A 24,783-nucleotide genomic window follows, 5' to 3' on the forward strand; every position below is an offset into this window, starting at 1 on the left:
CGGAGCGGTGGGCGCCATCCGGAACCCGGCTGGCGCGAGCCTTTCAAGCGGGCTTGAAAGGCCGTCGGTTCAGTCGTTCAAGTGGGCTCGAACGGCTGGATCTGCTGCCACCATGCCAACACCTGATCGATCGATTGCGCGATGGACAGCTGGGAGTTGTCGAGGTGGCGGGCGTCGTGCGCCGGCTTCAGAGGGGCCACGCTGCGGGACGAATCCCTGGCGTCGCGCGCCTCCAGGTCGGAGCGAAGACTGTCGAGTGTAGTCGAAATACCCTTTGAAATCAACTGCTTATGCCGCCGCTCGGCGCGCTGGGCGGCGCTGGCGGTGAGAAAGACCTTGAGCGCCGCGTTGGGAAAGATCACGGTGCCCATGTCGCGCCCGTCGGCGACCAGGCCCGGCAGCTGCCGGAAGCGCTGCTGCAGGCCCAGCAGCGCCTCGCGCACGGCCGGCAGCGTCGAGACGCGCGAGGCGTCCATGCCCGCGGCTTCGGTGCGGATCTCGTCGCTCACGTCCTCGCCGCCGAGCAGCACCTTGCCCTCGGCGAAGTGCAGCGGCAGGGTGCTCGCGAGTGCGGCGATGCGCGCCTCTTGCGCCGGCTCGGCCTCGAGCCCGGCGCGCCGCATGGCGAGGCCGGTCACGCGGTAGAGCGATCCCGAATCGAGGTAGTGGTAGCCCAGCAGGCGCGCGACCTCTGCCGCGAGCGTGCCCTTGCCCGACGCCGTGGGGCCGTCGATGCAGATCACCGGGATCTCCGCGGCCCGTGCGACCGAGAACAGGGTCTCGAAGTAGTCGGGAAAGGTCTTGGCGACGCAGTGCGGCTCGAGAATGCGGACCGGCAGGCCGGCCGGATTGAACGCCGCGAGCGAGAAGCACATCGCCACGCGATGGTCGTCGTAGGTGCGGATGCTCGCCGGCCGCCAGAGCGCCGCAGCCAGCGGATGCACGCGGAGGAAGTCGGGGCCGGACTCGACCGTGGCGCCGAGCTTGCGCAACTCGTTGGCCATGGCCTCGATGCGGTCGGTTTCCTTGACCCGCCAGCTCGCGATGTTGCGCAGGGTGCTTGGGCCATCGGCGTAGAGCGCCATCACCGCGAGCGTCATGGCGGCATCGGGGATGTGGTTCGCGTCGAGGTCGATGGCCTTGAGCGGCCACGCGCCGCGCCGGACTTCGAGCCAGTTGGGCCCGCTGTCGACCTGCGCGCCCATCTGGCGGGCGGCGTCGATGAAACGGATGTCGCCCTGGATCGAGTCGGCACCCACGCCTTCGATGCGGATGCCGCTGGCGCCGGCATCGCCCGTGGCGATCGCGCCAAGGCCGATGAAATAGCTGGCCGACGAGGCGTCGGCCTCGACGTGGATGTCGCCGGGCGAGCGGTAGCTGCTGCCCGCGGGAATGGTGAAGCGTTCCCAGTTGTCGCGCTGCACCGCGATGCCGAAGCGCGCCAGCAGGTTCAGCGTGATCTCGATATAGGGTTTGGAGATGAGTTCGCCGACCACTTCGATCACGACATCGCGTTCCGCCGCCAGCGGGAGTGCGAGCAGCAGCGCCGTGAGGAACTGGCTCGACACGTCGCCGCGCACGCGGATCGGCGCATCGAGCACCAGCGCGTCGCGGTCGACCGGGTGGATGCGCAGCGGCGGATAGCCGGGGTTGCCGAGGTAGTCGATGCGGCAGCCGAGCTGGGTCAGCGCATCGACGAGGTCGCCGATCGGGCGCTCGTGCATGCGCGGCACGCCGCTGAGTTCGAAGTCGCCGCCGAGCAGCGACAGCGCTGCGGTCAGCGGCCGCATCGCGGTGCCCGCGTTGCCCAGGAAAAGCGACAACAGCGCGCCGCCGGATTGGAACTGGCCGCCGATGCCGGTGATGCGCAGCGCCTTGCCCGAGGCCTCGACGCCGCAGCCGAGCGCGCGCAGCGCATCGAGCATCACGCGGGTGTCGTCCGAGTCGAGCAGGTCGTGAACGGTGGTGGTGCCGTTCGCGAGTGCAGCCAGCAGCAGAACGCGGTTCGAAATGCTCTTGGAGCCCGGCAGCTGCACCGTGCCGGCGGCGGACACGAGGGCGGGTAGGTCGAGGAAGGCGGTCGAAAACATGTCAGTGGCGCCCCCCGGCCGCCCGAAGCCGCTGACGCGCCCCCTCGGGGGGCAGCGATACGCAAAGCGATGAGCGTGGGGGCAGTTTCATTTCAGGCGTCCAGGGCGGAGGTGTCGCTGCCCGGCTGCCAGGCCGCGCGGGCCTTGCTTGCCGATGCAATCGCCTGCTCCAGCGCGTTGCCGTCGGCCGCGGCCATCAGCGCCTCCAGATCGAGCAGTGCCTGGCGGAAGGCCTGCGACTGCTGCAGCACCTGCTCGCGGTTGGCGAGCAGCACATCGCGCCACATGACCGGGTCGCTGGCCGCGATGCGAGAAAAATCTCGGAACCCGGGACCCGCGAGACGGAGGAAACGGTCGCCCTGCGGCTGGGAGAGCAGGGCGTTGGTGTAGGCAAAGGCCAGCAGATGCGGCAGGTGGCTCACGGCCGCGAAGGCGCTGTCGTGCTCCTCATGGGTCATGGTGAGCACGTTGGCGCCGATGCCGCTCCAGAGTTGCGAGGCGCGCTGCACGTTCGAGCGCAGCGTGGCCTTGACCGGCGTCAGCACCACCTTGCGGCCCGTGAAGAGCGAGGCCTCGGCATGCTCGACGCCCGACACTTCCTTGCCCGCGATCGGATGCGCCGGAACGAAATTCGCGAAGTGGTTCTGCAGGCCATGGCGCGCGGCCTCGATCACGTCGCCCTTGGTTGAACCCACGTCCATGATGAGCGTGTCGCTAGAAAGGCCGTGGCGGATGGCCTTGAATGTGGCCTCGGACGCCGCCACCGGCACCGCCAGCAGCACGAGGTCGGAGCCCGAGACCGACAGCAGCGCTGACGGCGCGGCGACGTCGATCACGCCGAGTTGGCGCGCCCGCTCGGTGGTGGACGGCGACTTGCTGTAGCCCACCACGCGCTTCACCAGCCGGGCGCGCTTGAGCGCGAGCGCGAAGGAGCCGCCGATGAGCCCGCAGCCGATCAATCCCAATTGCTCGAACATGGTGCGCGTCCGGTCAGGCTTTGACGGGATAGGCGCCGAGCACCTTGTAGAAAGCGCAGAGGCCGCGAAGCTCGGCCAGCGCCGCCGCCACGTTGGGCTGCGAAGGATGGCCATCGAGGTCGATGTAGAAGTAGTACTCCCACTGGCCGGTACGCGCGGGCCGTGACTCGAAGCGGGTCATCGAGACGTTGTTGACCTTGAGCGGCACGAGCAGGTCGTGCACGGCGCCCGGTCGGTTGGGCACCGAGACGATCAGGCTGGTGCAGTCGCGCCCCGATGCAGGCGGCATGGCGAGCGTCTGCGGCAGGCAGATCACCGAGAAGCGGGTGCGGTTGTACGAGTCGTCCTGGATAGCGTGCGCGACGATGTGCAGGCCGAAGCGCGTGGCCGCCCGCTCGCCCGCCAGTGCGGCCCACGCCGGGTTCGATGCGGCGAGCCGGGCGCCTTCGGCGTTGCTCGAGACGGCGCGCCGTTCGGCATTCGGCAGGTGCTTCGAGAGCCAGGTCTGGCACTGCGCGAGCGCCTGCGGATGGGCCAGCACGGCCTCGACGCCCTCGAGCGTGTTGCTGGTGCGCAGCAGATGATGGCGCACGAGCAGGCTGACTTCGCCGACCACATGGGTGGGCGAGTGCAGGAACAGGTCGAGCGAGCGCGTGACCACGCCTTCGGTGGAGTTTTCGACCCCGACCACGCCGTACTGGGCGCTGCCTGCGGCTGTGGCGTGGAACACCTCGTCGAAGCTGGCGCAATAGACCAGGTCGGCGGCACCGCCGAAGTATTCGATCGCGGCCTGTTCGCAGAAGGTGCCTTCGGGCCCGAGCACGGCCACGCGCTGCGGCGATTCGAGTGCCAGGCAGGCCGACATGATCTCGCGCCAGATGGCGGCCACGTGCAGGTCCTTGAGCGGACCGCCGTTGCTCTTCTGCATCTTCTCGATGACCTGCGCCACGCGGTCGGGGCGAAAGAACGGGGTGCCTTCGCGCTTCTTGACCTCGCCGACCTGTTCGGCCACATGGGCGCGCTCGTTGAGCAGGGCGAGCAGTTGCTGGTCGAGCGAATCGATCTGCACACGCAGATCGGACAAACTGTCGGAATTTTCGGGGGAAGAGGGCGGTGTGGGTGCGGAGGCGGTCATCGTGGCGAGCAGCGGCTGGGCATGCGCCTAGGCATGCGATCGCTCGAATTCTCGCATGTAGCCCACGAGTGCCTGCACGCCTTCGAGCGGCATCGCGTTGTAGATGCTCGCGCGCATGCCGCCCACCGACTTGTGGCCCTTGAGCTGCAGCAGGCCCGCTTCGCGCGCACCTGCCAGAAAGGCGTCGTTGCGGCTTTCGTCATGCAGGAAGAACGGCACGTTCATGCGTGACCGGCAGCCCGGATCGATCCTGTTGACGTAGAACGAGGAGGCGTCGATGAAGTCGTACAGCAGCTTCGCCTTGGCGATGTTGCGCTGCTCCATGGCGGCCACCCCGCTCAGCGTGCCTTCGGTCTGCTGCAGGAGCCACTGGAACGTGAGCCCTGCCATGTAGATGCCCCAGGTCGGCGGGGTGTTGTACATGGACTTGTTGTCGGCCACGGTCTTGTAGTTGAACGCGCTCGGGCAGATCTCGAGCGCACGGCCGAGCAGGTCGTCACGCACGATCACGAGCGTGAGCCCGGCCGGGCCGAGGTTTTTCTGCGCACCGCCGAAGGCGAGGCCGACGCGGCGCCAGTCGACGCTGCGCGATGCGACGTGCGAGGAGAAGTCGATCACCAGCGGCGCGCTGCTGCCGAGCGCCGCGAGATCGGGAAGTTCGTGGAATTCGACGCCGTTGATGGTCTCGTTGGTGCAGACGTGCACGTACGAGGCATCGTTGCCGAGTTGCCAGGTTGCAGGATCGGGCAGGCGCGTGTGCTGGTCGCCGGCATTGCTGGCCGCGACGTGCGCGGTGCAATAGCGCTGGGCTTCCTTCTGGGACTTGATGCTCCAGCTGCCCGTGATGACGAAGTCGGCGGTGGTGCCGCGCGACAGGTTCATTGGCACGATGGCGTTTTCGCCGAGCCCGCCACCCTGCATGAAGAGGATGTGGAAGTGTTCTGGAACGGCCAGCAGCTGGCGGATGTCGGCTTCGGCCTGCGTGCAGATGGCGCCGAACTCCTTGCCTCGATGGCTCATCTCCATCACGCTCATGCCGCTGTCTTGCCAGTCGAGCATGTCGGCGGCAGCGCGTTGCAGCACCGCCTCCGGCATGGCGGCCGGGCCCGCCGAGAAGTTGTACGGGCGCGTGCCGGCGGGCATTGGCTGCTGCTGGGGCGTCACGTCACTTCTTGTTGTTGTTGGAAGAGGACTTGGCCGGGGCCTTGGCGGGCGCCGCGCCTTGCGAGCCGCCCGTGGGGGCACCGAGTGCCTTGGCCACGTTCTCGTCGAGCGCGCGCATCTTGGGCTCGATGGTGGCGCGCGTTTCGGTCACGAGCTTCTCGGTCAGCGCGGTCTGCATCTTCGGATTGAGGTCCTGGTACTTCTTGCTGAGCGGCGAGTTGATCCAGGCCAGCAGCTGCTTGAGCTCGTCTTCGCTGAAGTTCTGCTCGAGGATCGGGGTCAGCGCGCCAGGTGCGAGCTGCACGGCCTTGTCGCGCACGATCGGATAGGACTCGTCGAAGTACTTCTTGAGCTCGGCGTCGGCGGCCTTGGCGGCAGCTTCGCGCTTGGCTTCGGGCACCTGCGTCTGCAGGTACTGCGAGCCGGCCTGCGCGATCGGGGCGCTCGATTGCTCGATCAGGCCACGCGCGAGCGATTCGATGCCGGGGCGCTGCACGTCGATGAACTGCTTGATGAGCGCGGCCTTGTCCTGGGCCATGGCGGCCATCGAACTGCCGGCCAGTGCGACCGTCAGAAGTGCGAGCTTGTATTTTTTCACTGAGGATTCTCCGTTGAAGATGTGGAAGTGTCGTCCGCGTCCGGCTCGATGTCGCCGTTTGCGTCGTTCTCGACGATACGCTGTAGCCCGCTGAGTTTTGCGCCTTCGTCGAGCCCGATCAGCGTGACGCCCTGCGTTGCGCGACCTAGTTCACGAATTTCGGCAACACGGGTGCGCACGAGCACGCCCTTGTCGGTGATGAGCATGATCTCGTCGTCCGCATGCACGAGGGTGGCGGCAACGACCTTGCCGTTGCGCTCACTCTGTTGAATCGCAATCATGCCTTTGGTTCCGCGACCATGCCGCGTGTACTCGGTAATGCTTGTGCGTTTACCGTAACCATTTTCGGTGGCAGTCAGCACGCTCTGCTGCTCGTCCTCCGCCACCAGCATCGCGATCACGCCCTGGCCTGGCTCGAGCGACATGCCGCGCACGCCGCGCGCATTGCGGCCCAGCGGGCGCACGTCTTCCTCGTCGAAGCGCACGGCCTTGCCACCGTCGCTGAACAGCATCACGTCGTGCTTGCCGTCGGTCAGCGCGGCGCCGATGAGGTAGTCGCCCTCATCGAGGTTCACCGCGATGATGCCGCCCTTTCGCGGGTTGTTGAACTCGTCGAGCGTGGTCTTCTTGACCGTGCCCATCGAAGTCGCCATGAAGACGTACTGGTCGGCCGGGAAGTTGCGCTTCTCGCCGGTGAGCGCGAGCGCGACGTTGATCTTCTCGCCTTCCTGCAGCGGGAACATGTTGACGATGGGACGCCCGCGAGAACCGCGCGAGCCTGCCGGCACTTCCCAGACCTTGAGCCAATACAGGCGGCCGCGGTTGGAGAAGCACAGGATGTAGTCGTGCGTGTTGGCGATGAAGAGCTGGTCGATCCAGTCGTCTTCCTTGGTCACCGTGGCTTGCTTGCCGCGGCCGCCGCGCTTCTGGGCGCGGTATTCGTGGAGCGGCTGGCTCTTGATGTAGCCGCTGTGCGACAGCGTGACCACCATGTCGGTGGGCGTGATCAGGTCTTCGGTCGAGAGGTCGAAGGCACTGTGCTCGACCAGACTGCGGCGCGCGCCGAGCTTCGATTGGCCGAACTCCTGCTTGATCGCGCCGAGTTCCTCGCCAATGATGACCGAGACGCGCTCGGGCTTGGACAGGATGTCGAGCAGGTCGTCGATCTCGGCCATGACGTCCTTGTACTCGGCGACGATCTTGTCCTGCTCGAGGCCGGTCAGGCGCTGCAGGCGCATCTGCAGGATCTCCTGCGCCTGGGTTTCCGAGAGGCGATAGAGGCCGTCGCCGCCCATGCCGAACTCGCGCTCGAGGCCTTCGGGGCGGTAGTCGTCGGCGTTGATCACGCCGCCGTCGGCCCGCGTGCGCGTGAGCATCTCGCGCACCAGCTTGCTGTCCCAACTGCGGGTCATGAGCTCGGCCTTGGCCACCGGCGGGGTGGGCGCGTTGCGGATGATCGAGATGAACTCGTCGATGTTGGCGAGCGCCACCGCCAGGCCCTCGAGCACGTGGCCGCGTTCGCGCGCCTTGCGCAGCGTGAACACGGTGCGCCGCGTGACCACCTCGCGGCGGTGCTGCAGGAAGACCTGGATCAGGTCCTTGAGGTTGCAGAGCTTGGGCTGGCCGTCGACCAGCGCCACCATGTTGATGCCGAAGGTGTCCTGCAGCTGCGTCTGCTTGTAGAGGTTGTTCAGCACCACTTCGGGCACTTCGCCGCGCTTGAGTTCGATCACCAGGCGCATGCCCGACTTGTCGGACTCGTCCTGGATGTGGCTGATGCCCTCGATCTTCTTCTCGTGCACCAGCTCGGCCATGCGCTCCTGCAGCGTCTTCTTGTTGACCTGGTAGGGGAGCTCGTCGACGATGATCGCCTGGCGCTGGCCGCGGTCGATGTCCTCGAAGTGGCACTTGGCGCGCATCACGACCTTGCCGCGGCCGGTGCGGTAGCCGTCGCGCACGCCATTGATGCCGTAGATGATGCCGGCGGTCGGGAAGTCGGGCGCCGGCACGATCTCCATCAGCTCGTCGATGCTCGCCTCCGGATGGCGCAGCAGGTGCAGACAGGCGTCGACTACCTCATTGAGGTTGTGCGGCGGAATATTGGTGGCCATGCCGACTGCAATACCGCCGGAGCCATTCACCAGCAAATTCGGCACCTTGCTCGGCAGAACCTTCGGCTCTTTTTCGGAGCCGTCGTAATTGTCCTGAAAATCGACCGTTTCCTTGTCGATATCGGACAGCATTTCGTGCGCAATTTTGGCCAGCCGGATTTCCGTATACCGCATTGCGGCCGCGTTGTCTCCGTCCACAGACCCGAAGTTGCCCTGGCCGTCCACCAGCATGTGGCGCATGGAGAAATCCTGCGCCAGCCGCACGATCGTGTCGTAGACCGACTGGTCGCCGTGCGGGTGGTACTTACCGATCACGTCGCCCACGATGCGGGCGGACTTCTTGTAGGCGCGGTTCCAGTCGTTGTTGAGCTCGTGCATCGCGAAGAGCACGCGCCGATGCACAGGTTTCAGGCCGTCCCGCGCGTCGGGAAGCGCTCGGCCCACGATCACGCTCATGGCGTAATCGAGATAGCTGCTGCGCATTTCCTCTTCGAGACTGATGGGCAGGGTTTCTTTGGCGAAGGAGGTCATTGAGGCGAGAGGCTGGCGGCAGAATGCGGAATTTTACGCTCTGAGGGGTGTCGCTCCGCCGCAACACAAGGCGGCTATTCCGCCTCCGTCCTACGCTTCCGGGGCGCCCAGCGGCCTGTTTGCCAAAGACCCTATGGCACAATCGCCTCAACGTTTTGGGTGGTGGTCACTTAAAGCGTCCTTGATTCGCAGCGCGGCTGCGGCTTTTTCCCCAAGAGGAGAACCATGAAGAAACTGAATAAAGTGGCGATGATGTTTGCAGTCGCTGCGCTCGCCACTGCCGCCGGCGCGCAGACCCGTGTCACCGCTGCGAATGGCGGCCCTACCATTGACAACTGGCAGAACGGCACCGGCGAACTCGTCTGGAAAAACGGCACGAACGAACTGTGCTGGCGCGATGCCAACTGGACGCCCGCCACTGCCGCTGCTGGTTGCGACGGTGCTCTGGTTCCTGCTGCACCTGCAGCCGTTGCGCCCACCCCGGCTGCTCCGGTCGCTCCTGCGCCTGCACCGCAAGTCGCCGCTTCGAAGGTCACCTTCGCTGCCGACGCCTTCTTCGACTTCGACAAGTCGGTCCTCAAGCCTGAAGGTCGCGCCAAGCTGACCGACCTGGTTTCGAAGATCCGCGACGTCAACCTCGAAGTGATCATCGCTGTGGGCCATACCGACTCGATCGGTTCGGACGCCTACAACCAGCGCCTGTCGGTGCGCCGCGCCGAAGCCGTGAAGGCCTTCCTGGTCTCGCAAGGCATCGAACGCAACCGCGTCTACACCGAAGGCAAGGGCGAGAAGCAGCCAGTGGCTGACAACCGCACCAAGGAAGGCCGCGCCAAGAACCGTCGCGTGGAAATCGAAGTGGTCGGCACCCGCGCCACCCGCTGATTCGATTGAATCGCTCAAAAGAACCCCGCTTCGGCGGGGTTTTTTTATGCCCGTCTGTTTCTCGCAGGCGCCGAACGACCCCGGGCTCCCGCGACCGTTCTCCGTTTCATAATCGTGGCATGACAGACCAAGTGAATGCCGACCCGGCCGAACTCGCCAAGTTTTCTGAACTGGCCCATCGCTGGTGGGATATGGACGGCGAATTCCGGCCGCTCCATGAAATCAATCCGCTGCGACTTGAATGGATCGATTCCATTGCGCCGATCTCGGGCCGCAAAGTGCTCGATATCGGCTGCGGCGGAGGCATCCTCGCGGATTCGATGGCGAGGAAGGGTGCCGACGTGCTCGGCATCGACCTTGCCGGCAAGGCGCTCAAGGTGGCGCGCCTTCATGCGCTCGAGGCCGGCACGAGCGGCGTCAAGTACCGCGAGGTCAGCGCCGAGGCGCTGGCGGCCGAGCAGCCGGGCGGTTTCGATGTCGTCACCTGCATGGAGATGCTCGAGCACGTGCCCGAGCCCGCGTCGGTGGTCCAGGCCTGTGCCACGCTCGTGAAGCCCGGCGGCTGGGTGTTCTTCTCGACGATCAACCGCAACCTCAAGTCCTTCGCGTTCGCGATCGTGGGTGCCGAATACGTGCTGGGCATGCTGCCGCGCGGAACGCACGAGTACGCGAAGCTGATCCGCCCGAGCGAACTCGCCGCGCACTGCCGCGCCGCGGGGCTCGACCTGCGGCAGACCCGCGGCATGGAGCACAACCCGCTCACGCGCCGCTATTGGCTCAGCGCCGACACGAGCGTCAACTACATGTTCGCCACGCAGAAGCCGGCTGTGCCGGGGCCGCAAGCGTGACGCGCGCTCCCATCCAGGCCGTGCTGTTCGACCTCGACGGCACGCTGGTCGACAGCGCGCCCGACCTCGGCGCGGCGGCCGACAGGATGCGCACCGACCGCGGGCTCCCGTCGTATCCGCTGGAGCGCTACCGCTTCATGGCCGGTGCCGGTGCGCGTGGCATGCTCGGCGTCGCGTTCGGCATCACGCCTGACGCGCCGGAGTTCCCCGAACTGCGCGAAGAGTTCTTCGTGGCGTATGAAAAACGCATGCTGCTCAACACGCAGGTGTTCGATGGCGTGCAGGCGCTCATCGAGGCCATCCATGAACGGGGCCTGGCCTGGGGCGTGGTCACCAACAAGTCGAAGCGCTTCACCGACCCGCTGACGCGCGCCATCCCGCTCTTCGCGAGCGCCGGCGCCATCGTGAGCGGCGACACCACGCCCTATTCGAAGCCGCACCCGGAGCCGCTGCACGAAGCTGCGCGACGCCTTGAAGTACCGTCCGGCGCCTGCATCTACGTGGGCGACGACGAGCGCGACATCATCGCCGGTCGCGCCGCGGGCATGCGGACAGTCGCGGCGACCTACGGCTACATGGGGCCGCAGGCCGACGCGACCCTCTGGAATGCCGATGCCACGATTTCAACGCCCCTGGCGCTCTTGAAGTTACTCGATTAGGCCTAAAATGAGTCGCTTGGGGCTGCACTGGTTTCGACGTGGGTTCGGAATCGCAGCGGGGCATGTCGAGCTGAATGCGCTCGTAAAACAGATTCAAACAAACTAACTGCAAACGACGAACGTTTCGCACTCGCTGCTTAATTGCCAGTGAGCCTTGCAACAGTTGGCCGATGGGCTGGGCAAGGGGGTCTGGAGCAATCCTGACCTCCCGGCTGCAAGGATAATTACATGGGCTGGCTCCGATCCGGGTACCTTGGGTCGGGGCGAGAAAATAGGGTACTGGCGTCCGGTTTAGCGTGTGACTGCGCGACTCCGGAAGCGAGACTTAAATCAGATCACTAAACATGTAGAACTGCGCGAAGAAGGCTTGCGGACGGGGGTTCAAATCCCCCCAGCTCCACCACACAACGTCCAAGGGCGTTCACTGAGGTTCAGTGAACGCCCTTTTCCATTGAAGAAGCTTTCGGTGTGCGACGTTCGAACAGCTCCACGACAACACTCCGCAGCCAATTCAGGCCGGCGTCGTTCTCGAATCGCCGATGCCAGCGCAGTTGCACGTCGATGGCGGGAAGGTCGAACGGCAACGCCATCAGACGGTAGCTTCCTTCGCCATTGAAGGCGTGCGCGACACTGTGCGGAAGGATGGCGGCCAGATCGGTATGGCGCAGGATCTCGGGCGCCACGGTGAAGTGGGGCAGTCTGAGCACGATGTCCCGATCGATCGCCAGATCGAAAAGCCATTGCTCGAGCATGTGGTGGCCCGTCGCGTCGCTGTCGGCGAAAACATAGTGCAGCCGCCGCACATCGTCGGCCGTCAGCACGTGGGTGGGATGAGGATGCCCTGCACGCACCATGCAGACGTGATGGTCCTGAAACAGCGTGTGCGAGGCGCACTGGGCTGACAGTCCCGGCACATAGCCGAGCGCGAGGTCGATGTCTCCAGAACGCATGGCCGTCTCCAGCGCGTGCAACGGCGTCGGCACGATCTCGAAGCGCACAGACGGTGCCCTCGTCCGCAGCGCGTCGAGCAGCGGCGGCAAGAAGTAGAACGCCGACATGTCGGACATCGAGACGCGGAACGTGCGCATGGCGGTGTCCGGGTCGAAGCCCGAATGCTGTTGAAGCGCGGCGCCGATGATGCTCAATGCCTGATCGATGGGGCCGTGCAGGCGCACCGCGGCGGCCGTGGGCAGCATGCCGCCCGGCGTGCGCACGAACAACGGGTCGTCGAACAGGTCGCGCAACCGGCGAAGGCAGTGGCTGACTGCGGGCTGCGTCAGCGCCAGCCGATCGCCGGCAAGCGTGAGGCTGTGGGTATCCCAGATTGCCAGGAACACGCGCAACAGATTCAGGTCGGCGGTACCGACATTAATTTTGGACATTCCGGAAATTCCAAACGTTGATTTGACGCATTTTGTGGGTCAAAGATATGGTCCACCCGTGTGTACCCGTCAGAGGAATTGAAATGCGCATGAAACAAGAGGGCAGGATCTTGCCGTGTTTTCGCTCGCGGCTGTTCATCGCGGCCTCGTCTGCGGTCTTTGTTGCCGCCTGCGGAGGCGGCTCCGGCAAAACCTTCGCGCCCCTGCCGGTTGTGGGTGGCGGTGCCGAGCCGCCGCAGGCGCAGCCCGAGCTCTCGCGCTGCGCCACGCTGGCAGGCACGACGCTGGCGAACACCACGTTCACCGCCGCGGAAGACGTTCCTGCAGGCAGCTTCGTGACCCCTTCGGGCGCTACCGTCAGTGACGTGCCTGCGTTCTGCCGCCTCGCCGCGACGTTGAAGCCGGCCGCGGAGTCCGACATCAAGGTGGAGCTGTGGATGCCCGCGAGCAACTGGAACGGCAAGTTCCTCGGCGTGGGCAACGGCGGCGCCGCCGGGACCATCCGGTACAACGACTTGGGAGTCGGCTTGCGGCGAGGCTACGCCGTCGCCACCACGGACATGGGCACCGGCCCCGACGGCGTGACCGCGGTGGTCGGCAAGATGGAGAAGATCGTGGACTACGGGTACCGGTCCACGCACCTGATGACCACCTTCTCGAAGGACATGCTCCAGCGGTTCTATGCGGCGACCCCTTCGCGGTCGTACTTCATGGCTTGCTCCACCGGTGGAGCACAGGGCGTCCAGGAGGCGCTGAAGTTTCCGCAGGACTACGACGGCATCGTCGTCGGTGCCATGGCGCACGACCGCGTGCCCGCCCACGTCTCGGGGCTTTGGGCCTACGCAGTGACGCAGAAGGACATGACCACCTACCTGACGCCCGAAAAGCGCAAGCTGTGGGCGGACAAGGTCATGGCGAGTTGCGACGGGCTCGACGGCCTCGAGGACGGGCTTGTCGGCCGGCCCGACAGGTGCACCGTCGACCCCGCCGTCCTGCAATGCGCGGCGGGCGGCGATGGCGCGGACTGCCTCTCCGCGGGCCAGGTCGATGCCTTGCGCAAGATCTATGCAGGACCCGTCCATGCCGTCACCGGCGAAAAGCACTACCCCGGGTTTCTTCGCGGCACGGAGCTCAGCTTCACCACAGCGGTTCCGTCGCCGACCAACGTCTCCGACGGCGGCAACTTCCTGTTCCAGTGGATCTGGGGCAAGAACTGGGACTGGCGCACCTTCGATTTCGGAAGCGACGTGGATGTGATGCGCAACATGCTCAACCATGCCGTCGATGCGAACAAGGGCGACCTCTCCGCCTTCAAGGATCGCGGCGGGAAGATGATCCTGTTCCAGGGTCTCATCGACTCCGTGGCGGCGCCCGAGGGAACGCTGAACTTCCTCAAGGGCGTGGAGAAGGCGATGCCTGGCCAGTCAGACCAGTTCGTCAAGTTGTTCAACGCACCTGGCATGGCGCACTGCCGCGGCGGCCCGGGTCCGAACTACTTCGGCAACTGGGCGGGCAACGCCCCGGTGCCTTTCCCGCAAAATCCGACCGACCCCACCCTGGACTTGCTGGCGGCCATGGAGCACTGGGTCGAGAAAGGGCGCACGCCCAACGAAATCATCGCCACCAAGTACGCAGGCAACCAGCCCACCGGCGCCGTCGAACGGACCATGCCCCTGTGCGCGTGGCCGAAGGTGAGCAAGTACAAGGGAACTGGCGACGTCGATTCCGCCGGCAGCTTCAGCTGCGTCGACCCTGATTGAGTGGGCAGGAGCGCTCCATGAACCTGATCCAGAAGCTCTTTCTCTGCGTGTTCGCGCTTCCGTTGGCGGCGGTTGCGGCAAGCCCCGCGGACACTTTCCCGAAGCGTCCGATCCGCATCATCGTGCCGTTTCCGCCCGGCGGCGGCACGGACACGGTGGCGCGCAGCGTTGCGGCCAAGCTGTCCGAGCGCTGGAGCGTGCCTGTCACGGTGGACAACCGCCCCGGCGGCAACACGGTGATCGGCGCGGAGCTCGCCTCGCGGGCCGCGCCCGACGGCTACACGTTGTTCCTGCCGATCGACTCCACGCTCGCAATGAACCAGAGCCTCTACGCGAAGCTGCCGTACGACCCGATCAAGGGCTTCGTGCCGGTGTCGCTGGCGATCACCATGCCGATGGTGCTGGCGGTGCATCCGGCTGTGCCGGCGCGCAGCGTGAAGGACCTGATCGGCCTTGCGAACACGCGCGATGGCAAGCTGGCCTACGCCCACGGCGCGCTGCCGGCGCAGGTGGCCGGCGAAGCGTTCAAGTCGGTGGCCAAGGTCGACATGGTCGCCATTCCGTACAAGGGCAGCGGCCCGGCGATGACGGACGTGATGGGCGGGCAAGTGCCGGTCATCTTCGATGCGCTCGGCCCGGCCATGGCCTTCGTGAAGTCCGGCAAGGTCCGGCCACTGGCGGTCACCAGCGCCAGGCGATCGCCGTCGCTGCCGGACGTTCCCACGCTGGCGGAGTCGGGGCTCGCCGGCATGGACCTGGTCACCTGGATCGGCTTCGTCGCGCCCGCGGGCACCGACCGCGCGATCGTCGCCAAGCTCAACACTGAGATCACGCGCATCCTCAAGCTGCCCGAAACCAGGGAGAAGCTCGGCGCGATGGGCATGGACGTGGTGGCCAGCACGCCTGAGCAGTTCGCGACGACCATCAAGGACGATGCCGCGAAGCTGGGCGCAGTCATCAAGGCCGCGGGCATCCAGCTCGACGGCAATTGACGCGCTGAACAGCGGGTCGTCGCTTCGCCACCATCACCTTCGGAGAATCCACATGCTCGCAAATCGAGCCGGCACCGCGTTGCCGGTGTTTCCCTGGCATCTGCTTCGCGCGGCCCTGTTCGTTCCCTTGCTCGCCGCGTGCGGAGGCGGCTCGAATGAGGCCGTCTCGCCGATCCAGCCCGTGGCCACCCGTTGCGCTTCGCTTGCGGGAATGAAGGTTGCGGACACCACGTTCAGCGTGGCCGAGGATGTCGCGTCGGGCAATTTCGTCCCACCGTCGGGCGCAACCATCGCAGACCTGCCATCGTTCTGCCGTCTGGCGGCGACGATCAAGCCCACGACGGAGTCCGACATCAAGGTGGAGCTGTGGATGCCCAAGGCCTGGAACGGAAAATACCTGGGCACCGGCAATGGCGGAATGGCCGGCCGGATCGACTACGAGGCGCTGGCCAATGGCGTGCGACGCGGGTACGCGGTCGCGAACACCGATCTCGGTACGTCCGCAGGCGTCGAGCGCATGGTGGGGCGCATGGAGAAGATCGTCGACTTCGGCCATCGAGCGACCCACTTGATGACCACACTTGCAAAAGCCGTCGTGAAGGAGTTCTACGCAACGGGGCCGAGCCGTTCGTATTTCCTCGGGTGCTCCACCGGCGGTGGGCAGGGCATGCACGAGGCGCAGAGATACCCCGACGACTACGACGGAATCGTTGCAGGCGCACCGGGGGCGGGTCGCGTACCGGCGCACGTCGCCTATCAGTGGGCCTATTCCGCAACCCAGCAGGACGAGACCACCTGGCTGACCGTCGAGAAGAGAAAACTGTGGGCCGACAAGGTCATGGCAGCGTGCGACGGCCTGGACGGGCTGACCGACGGCGTCATCGGGCGCCCCGACAAATGCACGATCGATCCGGCGGTGATGCAATGTGCCGCAGGCACGGACGGCGCCGACTGCCTGTCGTCCGGACAAGTGGGCGCGCTGCGCAAGATCTACGCGGGACCTACGCACCGCGTGACGGGAGAACAGATCTTCCCCGGCTATCTGCATGGGACGGAACTGAGTTTCACGGCATCCGAGCCGACCCCGACCTCGGCGCCGGCTTTTCCTTTTCCCTTCCAGTGGGTCTGGGGACTCAACTGGGATTGGCGGTCGTTCGATTTCGGCAACGACGTGGACGTGATGCGCAAGACGCTGGACTTCGCGGTGGACGCAACGAACCCAAACCTCGCTGCATTCCACGCACGCGGCGGCAAGCTGATCGTCTACCAGGGGCTTGCCGACGGCACGCAGGTGCCCGGTGCGGCCGTGGACTATCTGAAGAGCGTGGAAGCAGCGATGCCGGGCAAGACGCCGGAGTTCTTCAGGCTGTTCAACGCACCCGGCATGGCGCACTGCCGCGGCGGTGTGGGCCCCAACACCTTCGGAAACCTGCGGCCCGGATTTCCCATCTCGCCGAACGACCCTTCCAGAGACGTTCTGGCCGCGTTGGCACTCTGGGTGGAGTCGGGGCGCGCGCCCGACGAGATCATCGCCACGAAGTACCTCGGCGACCAGCCAACCGCTGAGGTCGAACGCACGATGCCGCTGTGCGCCTGGCCGAAAGTCAGCAAGTACAACGGCGTCGGCGATGTCAATGTCGCGGCGAGCTTCAGCTGCGTGTCACCGGAGTAAAAGCGGGCTAGCGGCCTAAAGGGGCCGCACCTCGAAATACGCTTCGTCCGTATCGCCGAGGTCGCGAAAGCCCGCGGTCCTGGCCCCGTCATACGCCTTGGCCCATCGTTTGGCCAGGGCCAATTCCTCCTTGGCAAGATCGCTCTCGGCCGACTCGCTTGCGTTCTGAAATGCGCGCAGGGCCGCGATCACCTCGCCGCCGAGCTGCTTGTCGATTTCGCGGCGAAAGCGCTGCTCCGCCACACAGATCGCATCGGACCCTGCGTATGCGTAGTCGGCGAGTCTGACGGTGTAGAGGGCCTGCGCCTCGAACTCGGCGTCGTCGTCGTATTCGGCCTGCAGTGGCTCGGATTGCACGGGTGCGGACGGCATCGAGACATCGAACACCGGCACTTCCGCCGCGCGGTAGAAAAGTTCAGCTTGGTTCATGTGGGTCATGGCGTGGCCAGCGAGTTGCTGTATGAATATACAGTCAATTGATGCATCCAGGAACGTCTTGCGGCAGGAGTGGCGACTGTCCGACCCGGCATCGCGCGATGGCAGGCGAAGGTCGGCGCATGCCATTGCTCAGGCGCATCGCCGTAACCGTGACCGAGGACGAAGAGGGCGCCTACCGCTGGCGCCTGGTCGAACTCGGGGACGAAAGTTGGCAAATGCTGAGAGGGTCGCCGCGCGGCTTCGAGACCTACAAGGCGGCGATGGCTGAGGGCCTGCTCGAACTGCAAGACATGGTCAAGGACCTCGACGCGGGCCCGCGCGAGGCGGAGCCAGAGGGGAAGGCCGAGCAGGCCCAAGCAGGCACAGGCGGGTCCGCCTTTGGTTTTGGCTTCGGGCTGCCGAAGGTCGAGTGACCGGTCGGCGGCTTTGTTTCGCCCGGGCGCCGAAGCTATAGTCGACGAGCGCAGTCGCCGCCTCGATCCCACCAAAGGACGCCGTGCCCGATCCATCGATTTCGACCCTCACGAGCTACTACGACACGGTGCCCTATGAGTCGCATCCGTTCCCGCAATCCGCGGTCGAGCACCTAGAGGCGATCGCCTTCCTGTTCGGCCTCGACACGCCACCGCCGTCGCGTGCGCGCGTGCTCGAACTCGGCTGTGCGGCCGGCGGCAACCTGATTCCGTATGCGGCGCGCCATCCTGGGGCCAGCGCACTCGGGCTCGACCTCTCGCGGGTGCAGGTCGAACAGGGCCTTGGCGCGATTGCGCGTACGAGCCTTTCGAACGTCGCGCTGCGGGCCTTCAACCTGGCGGACGTCGATGCATCGCTCGGCCAGTTCGACTACATCGTCTGCCACGGCGTCTACAGCTGGGTGCCGGGGCCGGTGCAGGACGCGATCCTGCGCGTGTGCGCCGAGAACCTTGCGCCCGATGGCGTGGCCTACGTGAGCTACAACGTCTATCCGGGCTGGAAGGCGCGCGAGATCGTGCGCGACGCGATGATGCTGCGCGGCGGCCCGCGCGACACGCCCGACGAGAAGCTGGCCTATGCGCGCGGCATGCTCGAATTTCTGGAGCAGTCGGCCCGGCCCGGCAGCGTGCTGAAGAAGACGCTCGAGGAAACGATGCCGATCGTGCGCAACGCGAGCGGCTACTACTTGCTGCACGAGTTTCTCGAACCCTGCAATTCGCCCTGCTACTTCAAGGAGTTCGCGGCGCGTGCTGCCGCGAAAGGACTCGCCTACCTGGGCGATGCCGAACCCTCGACGATGTTCGTTCAGAACTACGGCGAGACGGTGCGCGAACCGCTGCTGCGCGAATGCGGCGGCAGCCAGATCCTGATGGAGCAGTACCTCGATTTCCTGGTCAACCGCACCTTTCGCCAGACGCTGCTCGTGCCGCAGGCGCGCGCCGGCAGCATCCGCTTGCGGCTTGATCCCGCGCGCATCCGCGCGCTCGAATTCGCAGGCGCGTTCGGCAGTGCGGACGGCGGGCCGTTCACGCTCGACGCGCGCGAGCAGCAGTGCACGGCGCAGCGCGGCGTGACGCTCACGCTGCGCTTGCCTGCGCAGAAGGCGCTGGCGCAGCTGCTCGATGCGCGCTATCCCTCGAGCATGCCGGCAGAGGCATTGATTGCCGCGGTGGCCGAGCGCACGCGCGAGCCTCTGGCTTCGATCGAGCCGATCGTGATGTCGATGCTCGAAGAACTCGCGATCATGGGCGCGGTGCGGTTCCGCCGTGCACCGGTGCAGGCCGCCGCGGAGGTGTCCGCATTCCCGCGCGCATTGGCCGCGGTGCGCAGTGCCCCGGGCCTGGCGTTGAGTGCCGGCGACACCGCCAGCGCCTGCAACCAGTGGCACGAATCCGTGGCGCTGACGCCGCTCGAACGTGCCTTGCTGCCGCTGCTCGACGGCACGCATTCGCACGAGATGCTGGCCGACCATCTCGCGGCCGAAGTTCGCGCCGACCGGCTGCGCTTCGTGCTGCGCGACAAGCCGCTCATCGATCCTTCAGCGCTGGAGGCGTTTGCGCTCGGCCAGGTGGCCCTGGGGTTGCAGGCGCTGCAGCGCAAGGCGCTGCTGGTCGGCTGACCCACGCACAATCTCTCTCTCGTCATCAAACACACAGGAGGCTTCCCATGCAGCAATTCCATTGGACCCCGAGACTGCGCGCTGCGGTGGCGGCCGCGCTCATGCTGGGAGGCGCGGGTGCCGCGCACGCGGCCTCGCAGGCGCCGGTCGCGGCCGAGCACGGCATGGTCGTGAGCGCGCAGCATCTCGCCACGAAGATCGGCGTGGATGTGCTCCAGCGCGGCGGCAATGCGGTGGATGCCGCCGTCGCCGTGGGCTATGCGCTCGCGGTGGTGTATCCGGCCGCGGGCAACCTCGGCGGCGGCGGCTTCATGACCCTGCAACTGGCCGACGGGCGCAAGACCTTCCTCGACTTCCGCGAGAAGGCGCCGCTGGCCGCCACGGCCAATATGTACCTCGACAAGGACGGCAATGTCATCAAGGGCCTGAGCACCCTCGGCCACCTTGCGGTCGGCGTGCCCGGCACGGTCTCGGGCATGGAATACGCGCGCGAGAAGTACGGCACGATGAAGCGGGCCGACCTGATCGCACCGTCGATCCAGCTCGCCGACAAGGGCTTCGCGCTCCAGCAGGGCGACGTCGACATGCTGCTGACGTCGACCGACCATTTCAGGAAAGATCCGGCGTCGGCTGCGATCTTCCTGAACAAGGGCGAACCCTTCGCCGTGGGCCAGAAGCTGGTGCAGAAGGACCTGGCCAAGACCTTGCGCGCGATCAGCGTCAAGGGCGTGGACGGTTTCTACAAGGGACCGGTCGGCGCCGCCATCGTGGCGTCGAGCCAGGCCGGAAAGGGCATCATCACGCAGGCCGACCTCGACCAGTACAAGACGCGCGAGCTGGCCCCGATCGAGTGCGACTACCGCGGCTACCGCGTGGTGTCGGCGCCGCCGCCGAGTTCGGGCGGCGTCGTCATCTGCGAGATGCTCAACATCCTCGAGGGCTATCCGCTCAAGGACCTCGGCTTCCGCTCGGCCGAGGCGGTGCATTACCAGATCGAGGCGATGCGCCACGCCTACGTCGACCGCAACAGCTACCTGGGCGACCCCGACTTCGTTAAGAACCCGCTCGAGCGCCTGCTCGACAAGGGCTATGCCGAGAAGATCCGCGCCGCCATCGATCCGCAGAAGGCCGGCGTCTCCAAGGACATCAAGCCGGGTGTCGCGCCCCACGAGGGCAGCAACACCACCCACTACTCGATCACCGACCAATGGGGCAACGCGGTGTCGGTGACCTACACGCTCAACGACTGGTTCGGCGCCAAGGTCACGGCCGACAAGACCGGCGTGCTGCTGAACAACGAGATGGACGACTTCACCTCGAAGGTCGGCGTGCCCAACCTCTACGGCCTGGTGCAGGGCGAGGCCAACGCCATCGCGCCGGGCAAGCGCCCGCTGAGCTCGATGAGCCCGACCATCGTCTCGAAGGACGGCAAGCCGGTGTTCGTGGTCGGCACGCCCGGCGGCAGCCGCATCATCACGGCCGTGCTGCACACCATCCTGAACGTGGTCGACTACGGCATGAACGTGCAGGAGGCGGTGGACGCGCCGCGCTTCCACCAGCAATGGCTGCCCGATGTCACCAACGTCGAGCCCTACGCGCTCAGCCCCGACACCCGCAAGATCCTGACCGACATGGGCCACAACCTGGGCGTGCCGCAGCCCGCCAACCACATGGCGGCGATCATCGTGGGCGCGCCGTCGCTCGGCGGCAAGCCGGTCGGCAACAACCGCTTCTACGGCGCCAACGATCCGCGCCGCAACACGGGCCTGGCGGCAGGGTACTGATGCACCTGCAAGACATCCTCTACACCCAGGGTTTCGGCACGCGGCGCGTCTGCGCGGGGCTGGTCCAGCAAGGCTTCGTCACCATTGCCGGCGCGGTGGTCGACGACCCTGCCGCCGACCTGGAACCGGAAGGGCTGCGGTTCACGGTGCAGGGCACCGAATGGGCGTACCACGACAAGGCCTACCTGATGCTGCACAAGCCGGCCGGCACCGAGTGTTCGCAGAAGCCGTCGACCTACCCGAGCATCTACACGCTGCTGCCGTCGCCGCTGCGGCTGCGGCCCAACAAGGCGGCGGTGCAGGGCGTACAGGCCATCGGACGGCTCGACCAGGACACGACCGGCCTGCTGCTGTTGACCGACGACGGCCATTTCATCCACCGCATGGGCTCGCCGAAGCACCATGTGCCGAAGGTCTACGAAGTGACCGCCAAGCACCCGGTGGACGCGGCGCAGATCGCGCGCCTGCTGGCCGGCGTGGTGCTCGACGACGATCCGAAGCCGGTGCGCGCCGCCGCCTGCGAATCCGACGCCCCGCTGCACCTGCGGCTGACGCTCACCGAGGGCAAGTACCACCAGGTGAAGCGCATGCTGGCCGCGGTGGGCAACCGGGTCGAGGCGCTGCACCGTTCGCGCATCGGCACGGTGGCGCTGCCTGACGATCTGGCGCCCGGGCAGTGGCGCTGGCTTGATGCGGCCGAGGTCGCCGCGCTGCGCGCGCCCGCCAAATAAGCGGCGATTTCCTGTGCCGGCGGTCAGCCGGCGGGCGCATACGATCGTTACCATCCGAAGCACTTCTCCGGAATTTCACTTGCGTCTTCCTGCCCGCCAGCCCGGCCGCGCCGCGGCCCTTGTTCTTTTGTACGCCTTGCTGAGCTGCGCGGCCGCCCTGATGGCGCCCGCCGCCGCCAGCGCCGGGCCACCGGAGCCGCCGCCGCCGATCTTCGTGCTCAATTCGCTCGATGCCAGCGTGAGCGTGATCAGCCCGGTCGACTGGACCGAGAAGCTGCGCATTCCGACCGGCAAGGAGCCGCACCACATCTACATGACGCCGGACGAGAAGTCGGTGATCGTGGCCAACTCGGCCGGCGACTCCCTGACTTTCGTGAACCCGCGCACCGCCGAGGTCCAGCGCGTGGTGTACGGCATCATCGATCCGTACCACCTCCAGTTCTCGCGCGACATGAAGTGGTTCGTCACCGCGGCCAACCGGCTGAACCACGTCGACGTCTACCACTGGGACGGCCACGACCTGAAGCTCGCCAAGCGCATTGCCACGGGCAAGACGCCGAGCCACATCTGGATCGACCGGACCAGCACCGTCGCCTACGTCACGATGCAGGACAGCGACGAACTCATCGCCGTCGACTTGCCGACGCAGACCATCCGCTGGCGCATCGCGACCGGCCCGATGCCGGCTGACGTCTACGGTGCGCACAACGACCAGACGTTGCTCGTCGGCCTGACCGGCAGCGATGGCGTGCAGGTGTTCGATGTGGCCGGCCCCCAGCCAAAGTTGGTCGGCCAGATTCCGACGGGCAAGGGCGCCCACGCGTTCCGCGCGGCCGGCGACGGCAAGAGCGTGTTCGTGAGCAACCGCGTCGCCAACTCCATCAGCCGCATCGACCTGGCGACGCTGAAGGTCACGGCGACCTATGCCGTGCCCGGCGGCCCCGACTGCATGGATGTGTCCGCCGACGGCAAGACGCTGTACGTCACCTCGCGCTGGGCCAAGAAGCTCAGCGTGGTCGACCTTGCGAGCCAGAAGGTCGTGCGTCAGATCAACGTCGGCCGTTCCCCGCACGGCGTCTGGACCCTGGACCATGCGAAGAGGACCTGAGCCGGCGCGCCGGCATGCGTTGCGCGGGCTGGCCGCCGCCATGGGGGTCGCGGCCGCCTTCGGCACCACGCTGGCGGCAGCGGCCGGCACCGGGGGCGCCTGCGCAAAACCCCTCTACCTGACCTTCGACACCGGCCACATGGGCGTGGCCGAGCTCGTGGCCGACGTGCTCCGGCGCCACGACGTGCGCGTGACCTTCTTCGGCGCCGCCGAGCGCACGCTGGACGGCGGCGACAGCCTCGACCGGCACTGGGCGCCCTGGTGGAAGGCGCGCGCGGCCGAAGGCCACGAGTTCGCATCGCACACCTACGACCATGCCTACTGGCGCGCCGACCTCGAGGGCGCCGAACCGCGCTTTCGCATCAAGCCATCGGCCGGTGCGTTGGCGGGGCGCGAATTCACCTGGAGCGCCGCCGAATACTGCGCCGACATCGCCAAGGCCTCGGAGCGCCTCGCACTCGTCACCGGCAAAAAGCCCCTGCCGCTGTTCCGCGCGCCCGGCGGCAAGACTTCTGCGCGGCTGCTCGCGGCCGCCAAGGCCTGCGGCTTCGCCCATGTGGGATGGTCGCCGGCCGGGTTCCTCGGCGACGAGCTGCCGAGCGAGAAGTTCAGCAACGAGAAACTTCTGAAGCAGGCGCTCGGCAGCATCCGCCCCGGCGACATCCTGCTCGCGCACCTGGGCATCTGGTCGCGCAAGGACCCCTGGGCGCCGGCCAATCTCGAGTCACTGATCGTGGGCCTGAAGGCGAAGGGCTTCTGCTTCGAAACACTGCGCCAGCATCCCCAGTACCGCGACTGGATCGCATCGCATCCTTGAACAGGCCGAGATGATCGACGGGTTCACCGATGTTTTTTCCGCGCTGCAGGGCTGGTTCTTCGAAACACTGGTCCAGCCGCTGGTGTATGCGGCCGGCTTCGGCGGCTGGACCGAGGACGCGTTCGACGCCACCGGCTGGCTGCTGGTCGGCCTGATCCAGGTGCTGGTGCTGCTCGCCGTCATCGGGCCGCTGCAGCGCTGGCGCGCAGTCGAGCCGGTGGCCGATCGCCGCGCGATCCGCACCGACATCCTCTACACGCTGATCCACCGGCTGGGCCTGTTCCGGCTTGCGATGTTCTTCACGCTCGAGCCCGTCTTCGACGACGCCCTCGGCAGCCTGCGCGCCGCGGGCTGGGGCACCCTGCACCTCGACGGGCTCTGGCCCGGCGTGACCGACGTGCCGCTGGTCGCGTTCGTGGTCTACCTCGTGGTGCTCGATTTCGTCGGCTATTGGATCCACCGCGGCCAGCACCGCTTCAGGTGGTGGTGGGGCCTGCATTCGCTGCACCATTCGCAGCGCCAGATGACCATGTGGAGCGACGACCGCAACCACCTGCTCGACGACGTATTGCACGGCACGCTGATCGTGCTGGTCGCACAGCTGATCGGCGTGGCGCCGGGCCAGTTCATCGCCTTCGTGGCCTTCACCCAGCTCAGCGAGAGCCTGCAGCATGCCAATCTCCGGCTCGGCTTCGGTGCCGTGGGCGAGCGGCTCTGGATCAGCCCGCGCTTCCACCGCCTGCACCACAGCATCGGCCTGGGCCACGAATCGCGCGGCGCCCACACGCTGGGCGGCTGCAACTTCGGCGTGCTGCTGCCGTGCTGGGACCTGCTGTTCGGCACCGCGAACTTCGAGAACCGCTACGACCCGACCGGCATCCGCGACCAGGTCGAGCCCGGCGCCGACGGACGCCTGCGCGATTACGGCCAGGGCTTCTGGTCGCAGCAATGGCTCGGCCTGAAGCGCCTGGTCGGCCGGCACTGAGCCTCGGCGCCTCCCGGGGCGGTTATC

21 protein-coding genes and 1 other RNA gene are annotated in these 24,783 nt (G+C 66.5%); 14 read left to right on the forward strand and 8 right to left on the reverse strand.

Annotation, left to right across the window (positions count from 1 at the left end):
• Positions 1 to 77: 77 nt before the first annotated feature.
• From AC3A6R_RS00635 to gyrA, 6 genes are all read right to left on the reverse strand, one after another.
• Complete coding sequence (locus AC3A6R_RS00635; RefSeq protein WP_487859802.1) at positions 78 to 2,090, reverse strand: bifunctional 3-phosphoshikimate 1-carboxyvinyltransferase/cytidylate kinase; 2,013 nt, start codon at positions 2,088 to 2,090, stop codon at positions 78 to 80.
• Positions 2,091 to 2,182: 92 nt separating this feature from the next.
• The gene (locus AC3A6R_RS00640; protein WP_487863458.1) at positions 2,183 to 3,067 is read right to left on the reverse strand and encodes a prephenate dehydrogenase; all 885 of its coding nucleotides are present in this window, start codon (positions 3,065 to 3,067) and stop codon (positions 2,183 to 2,185) included.
• 13 nt (positions 3,068 to 3,080) lie between these two features.
• A complete protein-coding gene (gene pheA, locus AC3A6R_RS00645; RefSeq protein WP_487859804.1) occupies positions 3,081 to 4,202 on the reverse strand; it encodes a prephenate dehydratase in 1,122 nt (373 codons plus the stop codon).
• 27 nt (positions 4,203 to 4,229) lie between these two features.
• A complete protein-coding gene (gene serC / locus AC3A6R_RS00650) occupies positions 4,230 to 5,345 on the reverse strand; it encodes a 3-phosphoserine/phosphohydroxythreonine transaminase (protein WP_487863891.1) in 1,116 nt (371 codons plus the stop codon).
• Between the two features lie 22 nt (positions 5,346 to 5,367).
• A complete protein-coding gene (locus AC3A6R_RS00655) occupies positions 5,368 to 5,964 on the reverse strand; it encodes a DUF2059 domain-containing protein (protein WP_487863459.1) in 597 nt (198 codons plus the stop codon).
• Positions 5,961 to 8,606, reverse strand: coding sequence for a DNA gyrase subunit A (gene gyrA, locus AC3A6R_RS00660; protein ID WP_487863460.1), 2,646 nt, complete (start codon positions 8,604 to 8,606; stop codon positions 5,961 to 5,963). Before gyrA ends, AC3A6R_RS00655 begins: the two co-directional genes overlap by 4 nt.
• A gap of 225 nt (positions 8,607 to 8,831) precedes the next feature.
• On the opposite strand from gyrA, the gene ompA reads away from it, so the two are divergent.
• The 4 genes from ompA (at position 8,832) to ssrA (ending at position 11,398) form a co-directional block, all read left to right on the forward strand.
• Complete coding sequence (gene ompA, locus AC3A6R_RS00665) at positions 8,832 to 9,488, forward strand: outer membrane protein OmpA (protein ID WP_487859807.1); 657 nt, start codon at positions 8,832 to 8,834, stop codon at positions 9,486 to 9,488.
• Between the two features lie 119 nt (positions 9,489 to 9,607).
• Entirely contained in the window at positions 9,608 to 10,336 is a 729-nt protein-coding gene (ubiG, locus tag AC3A6R_RS00670) for a bifunctional 2-polyprenyl-6-hydroxyphenol methylase/3-demethylubiquinol 3-O-methyltransferase UbiG (protein ID WP_487859808.1), read from the forward strand.
• Positions 10,333 to 10,995, forward strand: coding sequence for an HAD-IA family hydrolase (locus AC3A6R_RS00675; RefSeq protein WP_487863461.1), 663 nt, complete (start codon positions 10,333 to 10,335; stop codon positions 10,993 to 10,995). The genes ubiG and AC3A6R_RS00675 overlap by 4 nt, the downstream gene beginning before the upstream one ends.
• 18 nt (positions 10,996 to 11,013) lie before the next feature.
• Positions 11,014 to 11,398, forward strand: a transfer-messenger RNA (tmRNA) gene (ssrA, locus tag AC3A6R_RS00680).
• A gap of 28 nt (positions 11,399 to 11,426) precedes the next feature.
• On the opposite strand, the gene AC3A6R_RS00685 is transcribed toward ssrA, so the two are convergent.
• Positions 11,427 to 12,377 (reverse strand): LysR family transcriptional regulator, encoded by a 951-nt coding sequence (locus AC3A6R_RS00685; RefSeq protein ID WP_487863462.1) that lies wholly within the window; start codon positions 12,375 to 12,377, stop codon positions 11,427 to 11,429.
• An 83-nt stretch (positions 12,378 to 12,460) separates the two neighbouring features.
• Between AC3A6R_RS00685 and AC3A6R_RS00690 the strand changes: the two genes are divergently transcribed.
• The 3 genes from AC3A6R_RS00690 to AC3A6R_RS00700 are packed head-to-tail and all read left to right on the forward strand — an operon-like array spanning position 12,461 to position 16,801.
• Positions 12,461 to 14,137, forward strand: a complete 1,677-nt coding sequence (locus tag AC3A6R_RS00690; protein WP_487863463.1) for a tannase/feruloyl esterase family alpha/beta hydrolase — start codon at positions 12,461 to 12,463, stop codon at positions 14,135 to 14,137.
• Between the two features lie 17 nt (positions 14,138 to 14,154).
• Positions 14,155 to 15,129: a Bug family tripartite tricarboxylate transporter substrate binding protein gene (locus AC3A6R_RS00695; protein ID WP_487863464.1), complete on the forward strand. Its 975-nt coding sequence runs from the start codon at positions 14,155 to 14,157 to the stop codon at positions 15,127 to 15,129.
• A gap of 52 nt (positions 15,130 to 15,181) precedes the next feature.
• Positions 15,182 to 16,801, forward strand: a complete 1,620-nt coding sequence (locus AC3A6R_RS00700) for a tannase/feruloyl esterase family alpha/beta hydrolase (RefSeq protein WP_487863465.1) — start codon at positions 15,182 to 15,184, stop codon at positions 16,799 to 16,801.
• Between the two features lie 15 nt (positions 16,802 to 16,816).
• Here the strand turns inward: AC3A6R_RS00700 and AC3A6R_RS00705 are convergent, their stop codons facing one another.
• A complete protein-coding gene (locus AC3A6R_RS00705; protein WP_487863466.1) occupies positions 16,817 to 17,239 on the reverse strand; it encodes a hypothetical protein in 423 nt (140 codons plus the stop codon).
• 119 nt (positions 17,240 to 17,358) lie between these two features.
• Here AC3A6R_RS00705 and AC3A6R_RS00710 point away from each other — a divergent pair, with 119 nt between their 5' ends.
• The 7 genes from AC3A6R_RS00710 to AC3A6R_RS00740 all read left to right on the forward strand — a co-directional run bounded on the left by AC3A6R_RS00710 (position 17,359) and on the right by AC3A6R_RS00740 (position 24,756).
• Complete coding sequence (locus AC3A6R_RS00710; protein WP_487863467.1) at positions 17,359 to 17,652, forward strand: hypothetical protein; 294 nt, start codon at positions 17,359 to 17,361, stop codon at positions 17,650 to 17,652.
• Positions 17,653 to 17,735: 83 nt separating this feature from the next.
• Complete coding sequence (locus AC3A6R_RS00715; RefSeq protein ID WP_487863468.1) at positions 17,736 to 19,331, forward strand: methyltransferase regulatory domain-containing protein; 1,596 nt, start codon at positions 17,736 to 17,738, stop codon at positions 19,329 to 19,331.
• A 47-nt stretch (positions 19,332 to 19,378) separates the two neighbouring features.
• Positions 19,379 to 21,115 carry a gamma-glutamyltransferase gene (ggt, locus tag AC3A6R_RS00720; protein ID WP_487863469.1) on the forward strand — a complete coding sequence of 579 codons (1,737 nt, stop codon included), beginning with the start codon at positions 19,379 to 19,381 and terminating at the stop codon, positions 21,113 to 21,115.
• Positions 21,115 to 21,846, forward strand: a complete 732-nt coding sequence (locus tag AC3A6R_RS00725) for a pseudouridine synthase (protein WP_487863470.1) — start codon at positions 21,115 to 21,117, stop codon at positions 21,844 to 21,846. Before ggt ends, AC3A6R_RS00725 begins: the two co-directional genes overlap by 1 nt.
• A gap of 79 nt (positions 21,847 to 21,925) precedes the next feature.
• Positions 21,926 to 22,954 (forward strand): YncE family protein, encoded by a 1,029-nt coding sequence (locus AC3A6R_RS00730; protein WP_487863471.1) that lies wholly within the window; start codon positions 21,926 to 21,928, stop codon positions 22,952 to 22,954.
• Positions 22,938 to 23,771, forward strand: a complete 834-nt coding sequence (locus tag AC3A6R_RS00735; protein WP_487863472.1) for a polysaccharide deacetylase family protein — start codon at positions 22,938 to 22,940, stop codon at positions 23,769 to 23,771. Before AC3A6R_RS00730 ends, AC3A6R_RS00735 begins: the two co-directional genes overlap by 17 nt.
• Before the next feature lie 10 nt (positions 23,772 to 23,781).
• A complete protein-coding gene (locus AC3A6R_RS00740) occupies positions 23,782 to 24,756 on the forward strand; it encodes a sterol desaturase family protein (protein WP_487859817.1) in 975 nt (324 codons plus the stop codon).
• The last annotated feature ends 27 nt before the right edge of the window (positions 24,757 to 24,783 follow it).

The sequence above is a fragment of the Variovorax sp. Soil_C_19 genome, from assembly GCF_057657255.1.

What these genes read in the sequence shown, in the direction of transcription:
- ompA (WP_487859807.1), top strand. Translation starts at nt 8,832, where the DNA reads ATGAAGAAACTGAATAAAGTGGCGATGATGTTTGCAGTCGCTGCGCTC.
- AC3A6R_RS00725 (WP_487863470.1), top strand. Translation starts at nt 21,115, where the DNA reads ATGCACCTGCAAGACATCCTCTACACCCAGGGTTTCGGCACGCGGCGC.
- AC3A6R_RS00695 (WP_487863464.1), top strand. Translation starts at nt 14,155, where the DNA reads ATGAACCTGATCCAGAAGCTCTTTCTCTGCGTGTTCGCGCTTCCGTTG.
- AC3A6R_RS00690 (WP_487863463.1), top strand. Translation starts at nt 12,461, where the DNA reads ATGCGCATGAAACAAGAGGGCAGGATCTTGCCGTGTTTTCGCTCGCGG.
- serC (WP_487863891.1), bottom strand. Translation starts at nt 5,345, where the DNA reads ATGCCCGCCGGCACGCGCCCGTACAACTTCTCGGCGGGCCCGGCCGCC.
- gyrA (WP_487863460.1), bottom strand. Translation starts at nt 8,606, where the DNA reads ATGACCTCCTTCGCCAAAGAAACCCTGCCCATCAGTCTCGAAGAGGAA.
- AC3A6R_RS00705 (WP_487863466.1), bottom strand. Translation starts at nt 17,239, where the DNA reads ATGACCCACATGAACCAAGCTGAACTTTTCTACCGCGCGGCGGAAGTG.
- pheA (WP_487859804.1), bottom strand. Translation starts at nt 4,202, where the DNA reads ATGACCGCCTCCGCACCCACACCGCCCTCTTCCCCCGAAAATTCCGAC.
- ubiG (WP_487859808.1), top strand. Translation starts at nt 9,608, where the DNA reads ATGACAGACCAAGTGAATGCCGACCCGGCCGAACTCGCCAAGTTTTCT.
- AC3A6R_RS00685 (WP_487863462.1), bottom strand. Translation starts at nt 12,377, where the DNA reads ATGTCCAAAATTAATGTCGGTACCGCCGACCTGAATCTGTTGCGCGTG.
- AC3A6R_RS00635 (WP_487859802.1), bottom strand. Translation starts at nt 2,090, where the DNA reads ATGTTTTCGACCGCCTTCCTCGACCTACCCGCCCTCGTGTCCGCCGCC.
- AC3A6R_RS00710 (WP_487863467.1), top strand. Translation starts at nt 17,359, where the DNA reads ATGCCATTGCTCAGGCGCATCGCCGTAACCGTGACCGAGGACGAAGAG.
- AC3A6R_RS00640 (WP_487863458.1), bottom strand. Translation starts at nt 3,067, where the DNA reads ATGTTCGAGCAATTGGGATTGATCGGCTGCGGGCTCATCGGCGGCTCC.
- ggt (WP_487863469.1), top strand. Translation starts at nt 19,379, where the DNA reads ATGCAGCAATTCCATTGGACCCCGAGACTGCGCGCTGCGGTGGCGGCC.
- AC3A6R_RS00735 (WP_487863472.1), top strand. Translation starts at nt 22,938, where the DNA reads ATGCGAAGAGGACCTGAGCCGGCGCGCCGGCATGCGTTGCGCGGGCTG.
- AC3A6R_RS00700 (WP_487863465.1), top strand. Translation starts at nt 15,182, where the DNA reads ATGCTCGCAAATCGAGCCGGCACCGCGTTGCCGGTGTTTCCCTGGCAT.
- AC3A6R_RS00740 (WP_487859817.1), top strand. Translation starts at nt 23,782, where the DNA reads ATGATCGACGGGTTCACCGATGTTTTTTCCGCGCTGCAGGGCTGGTTC.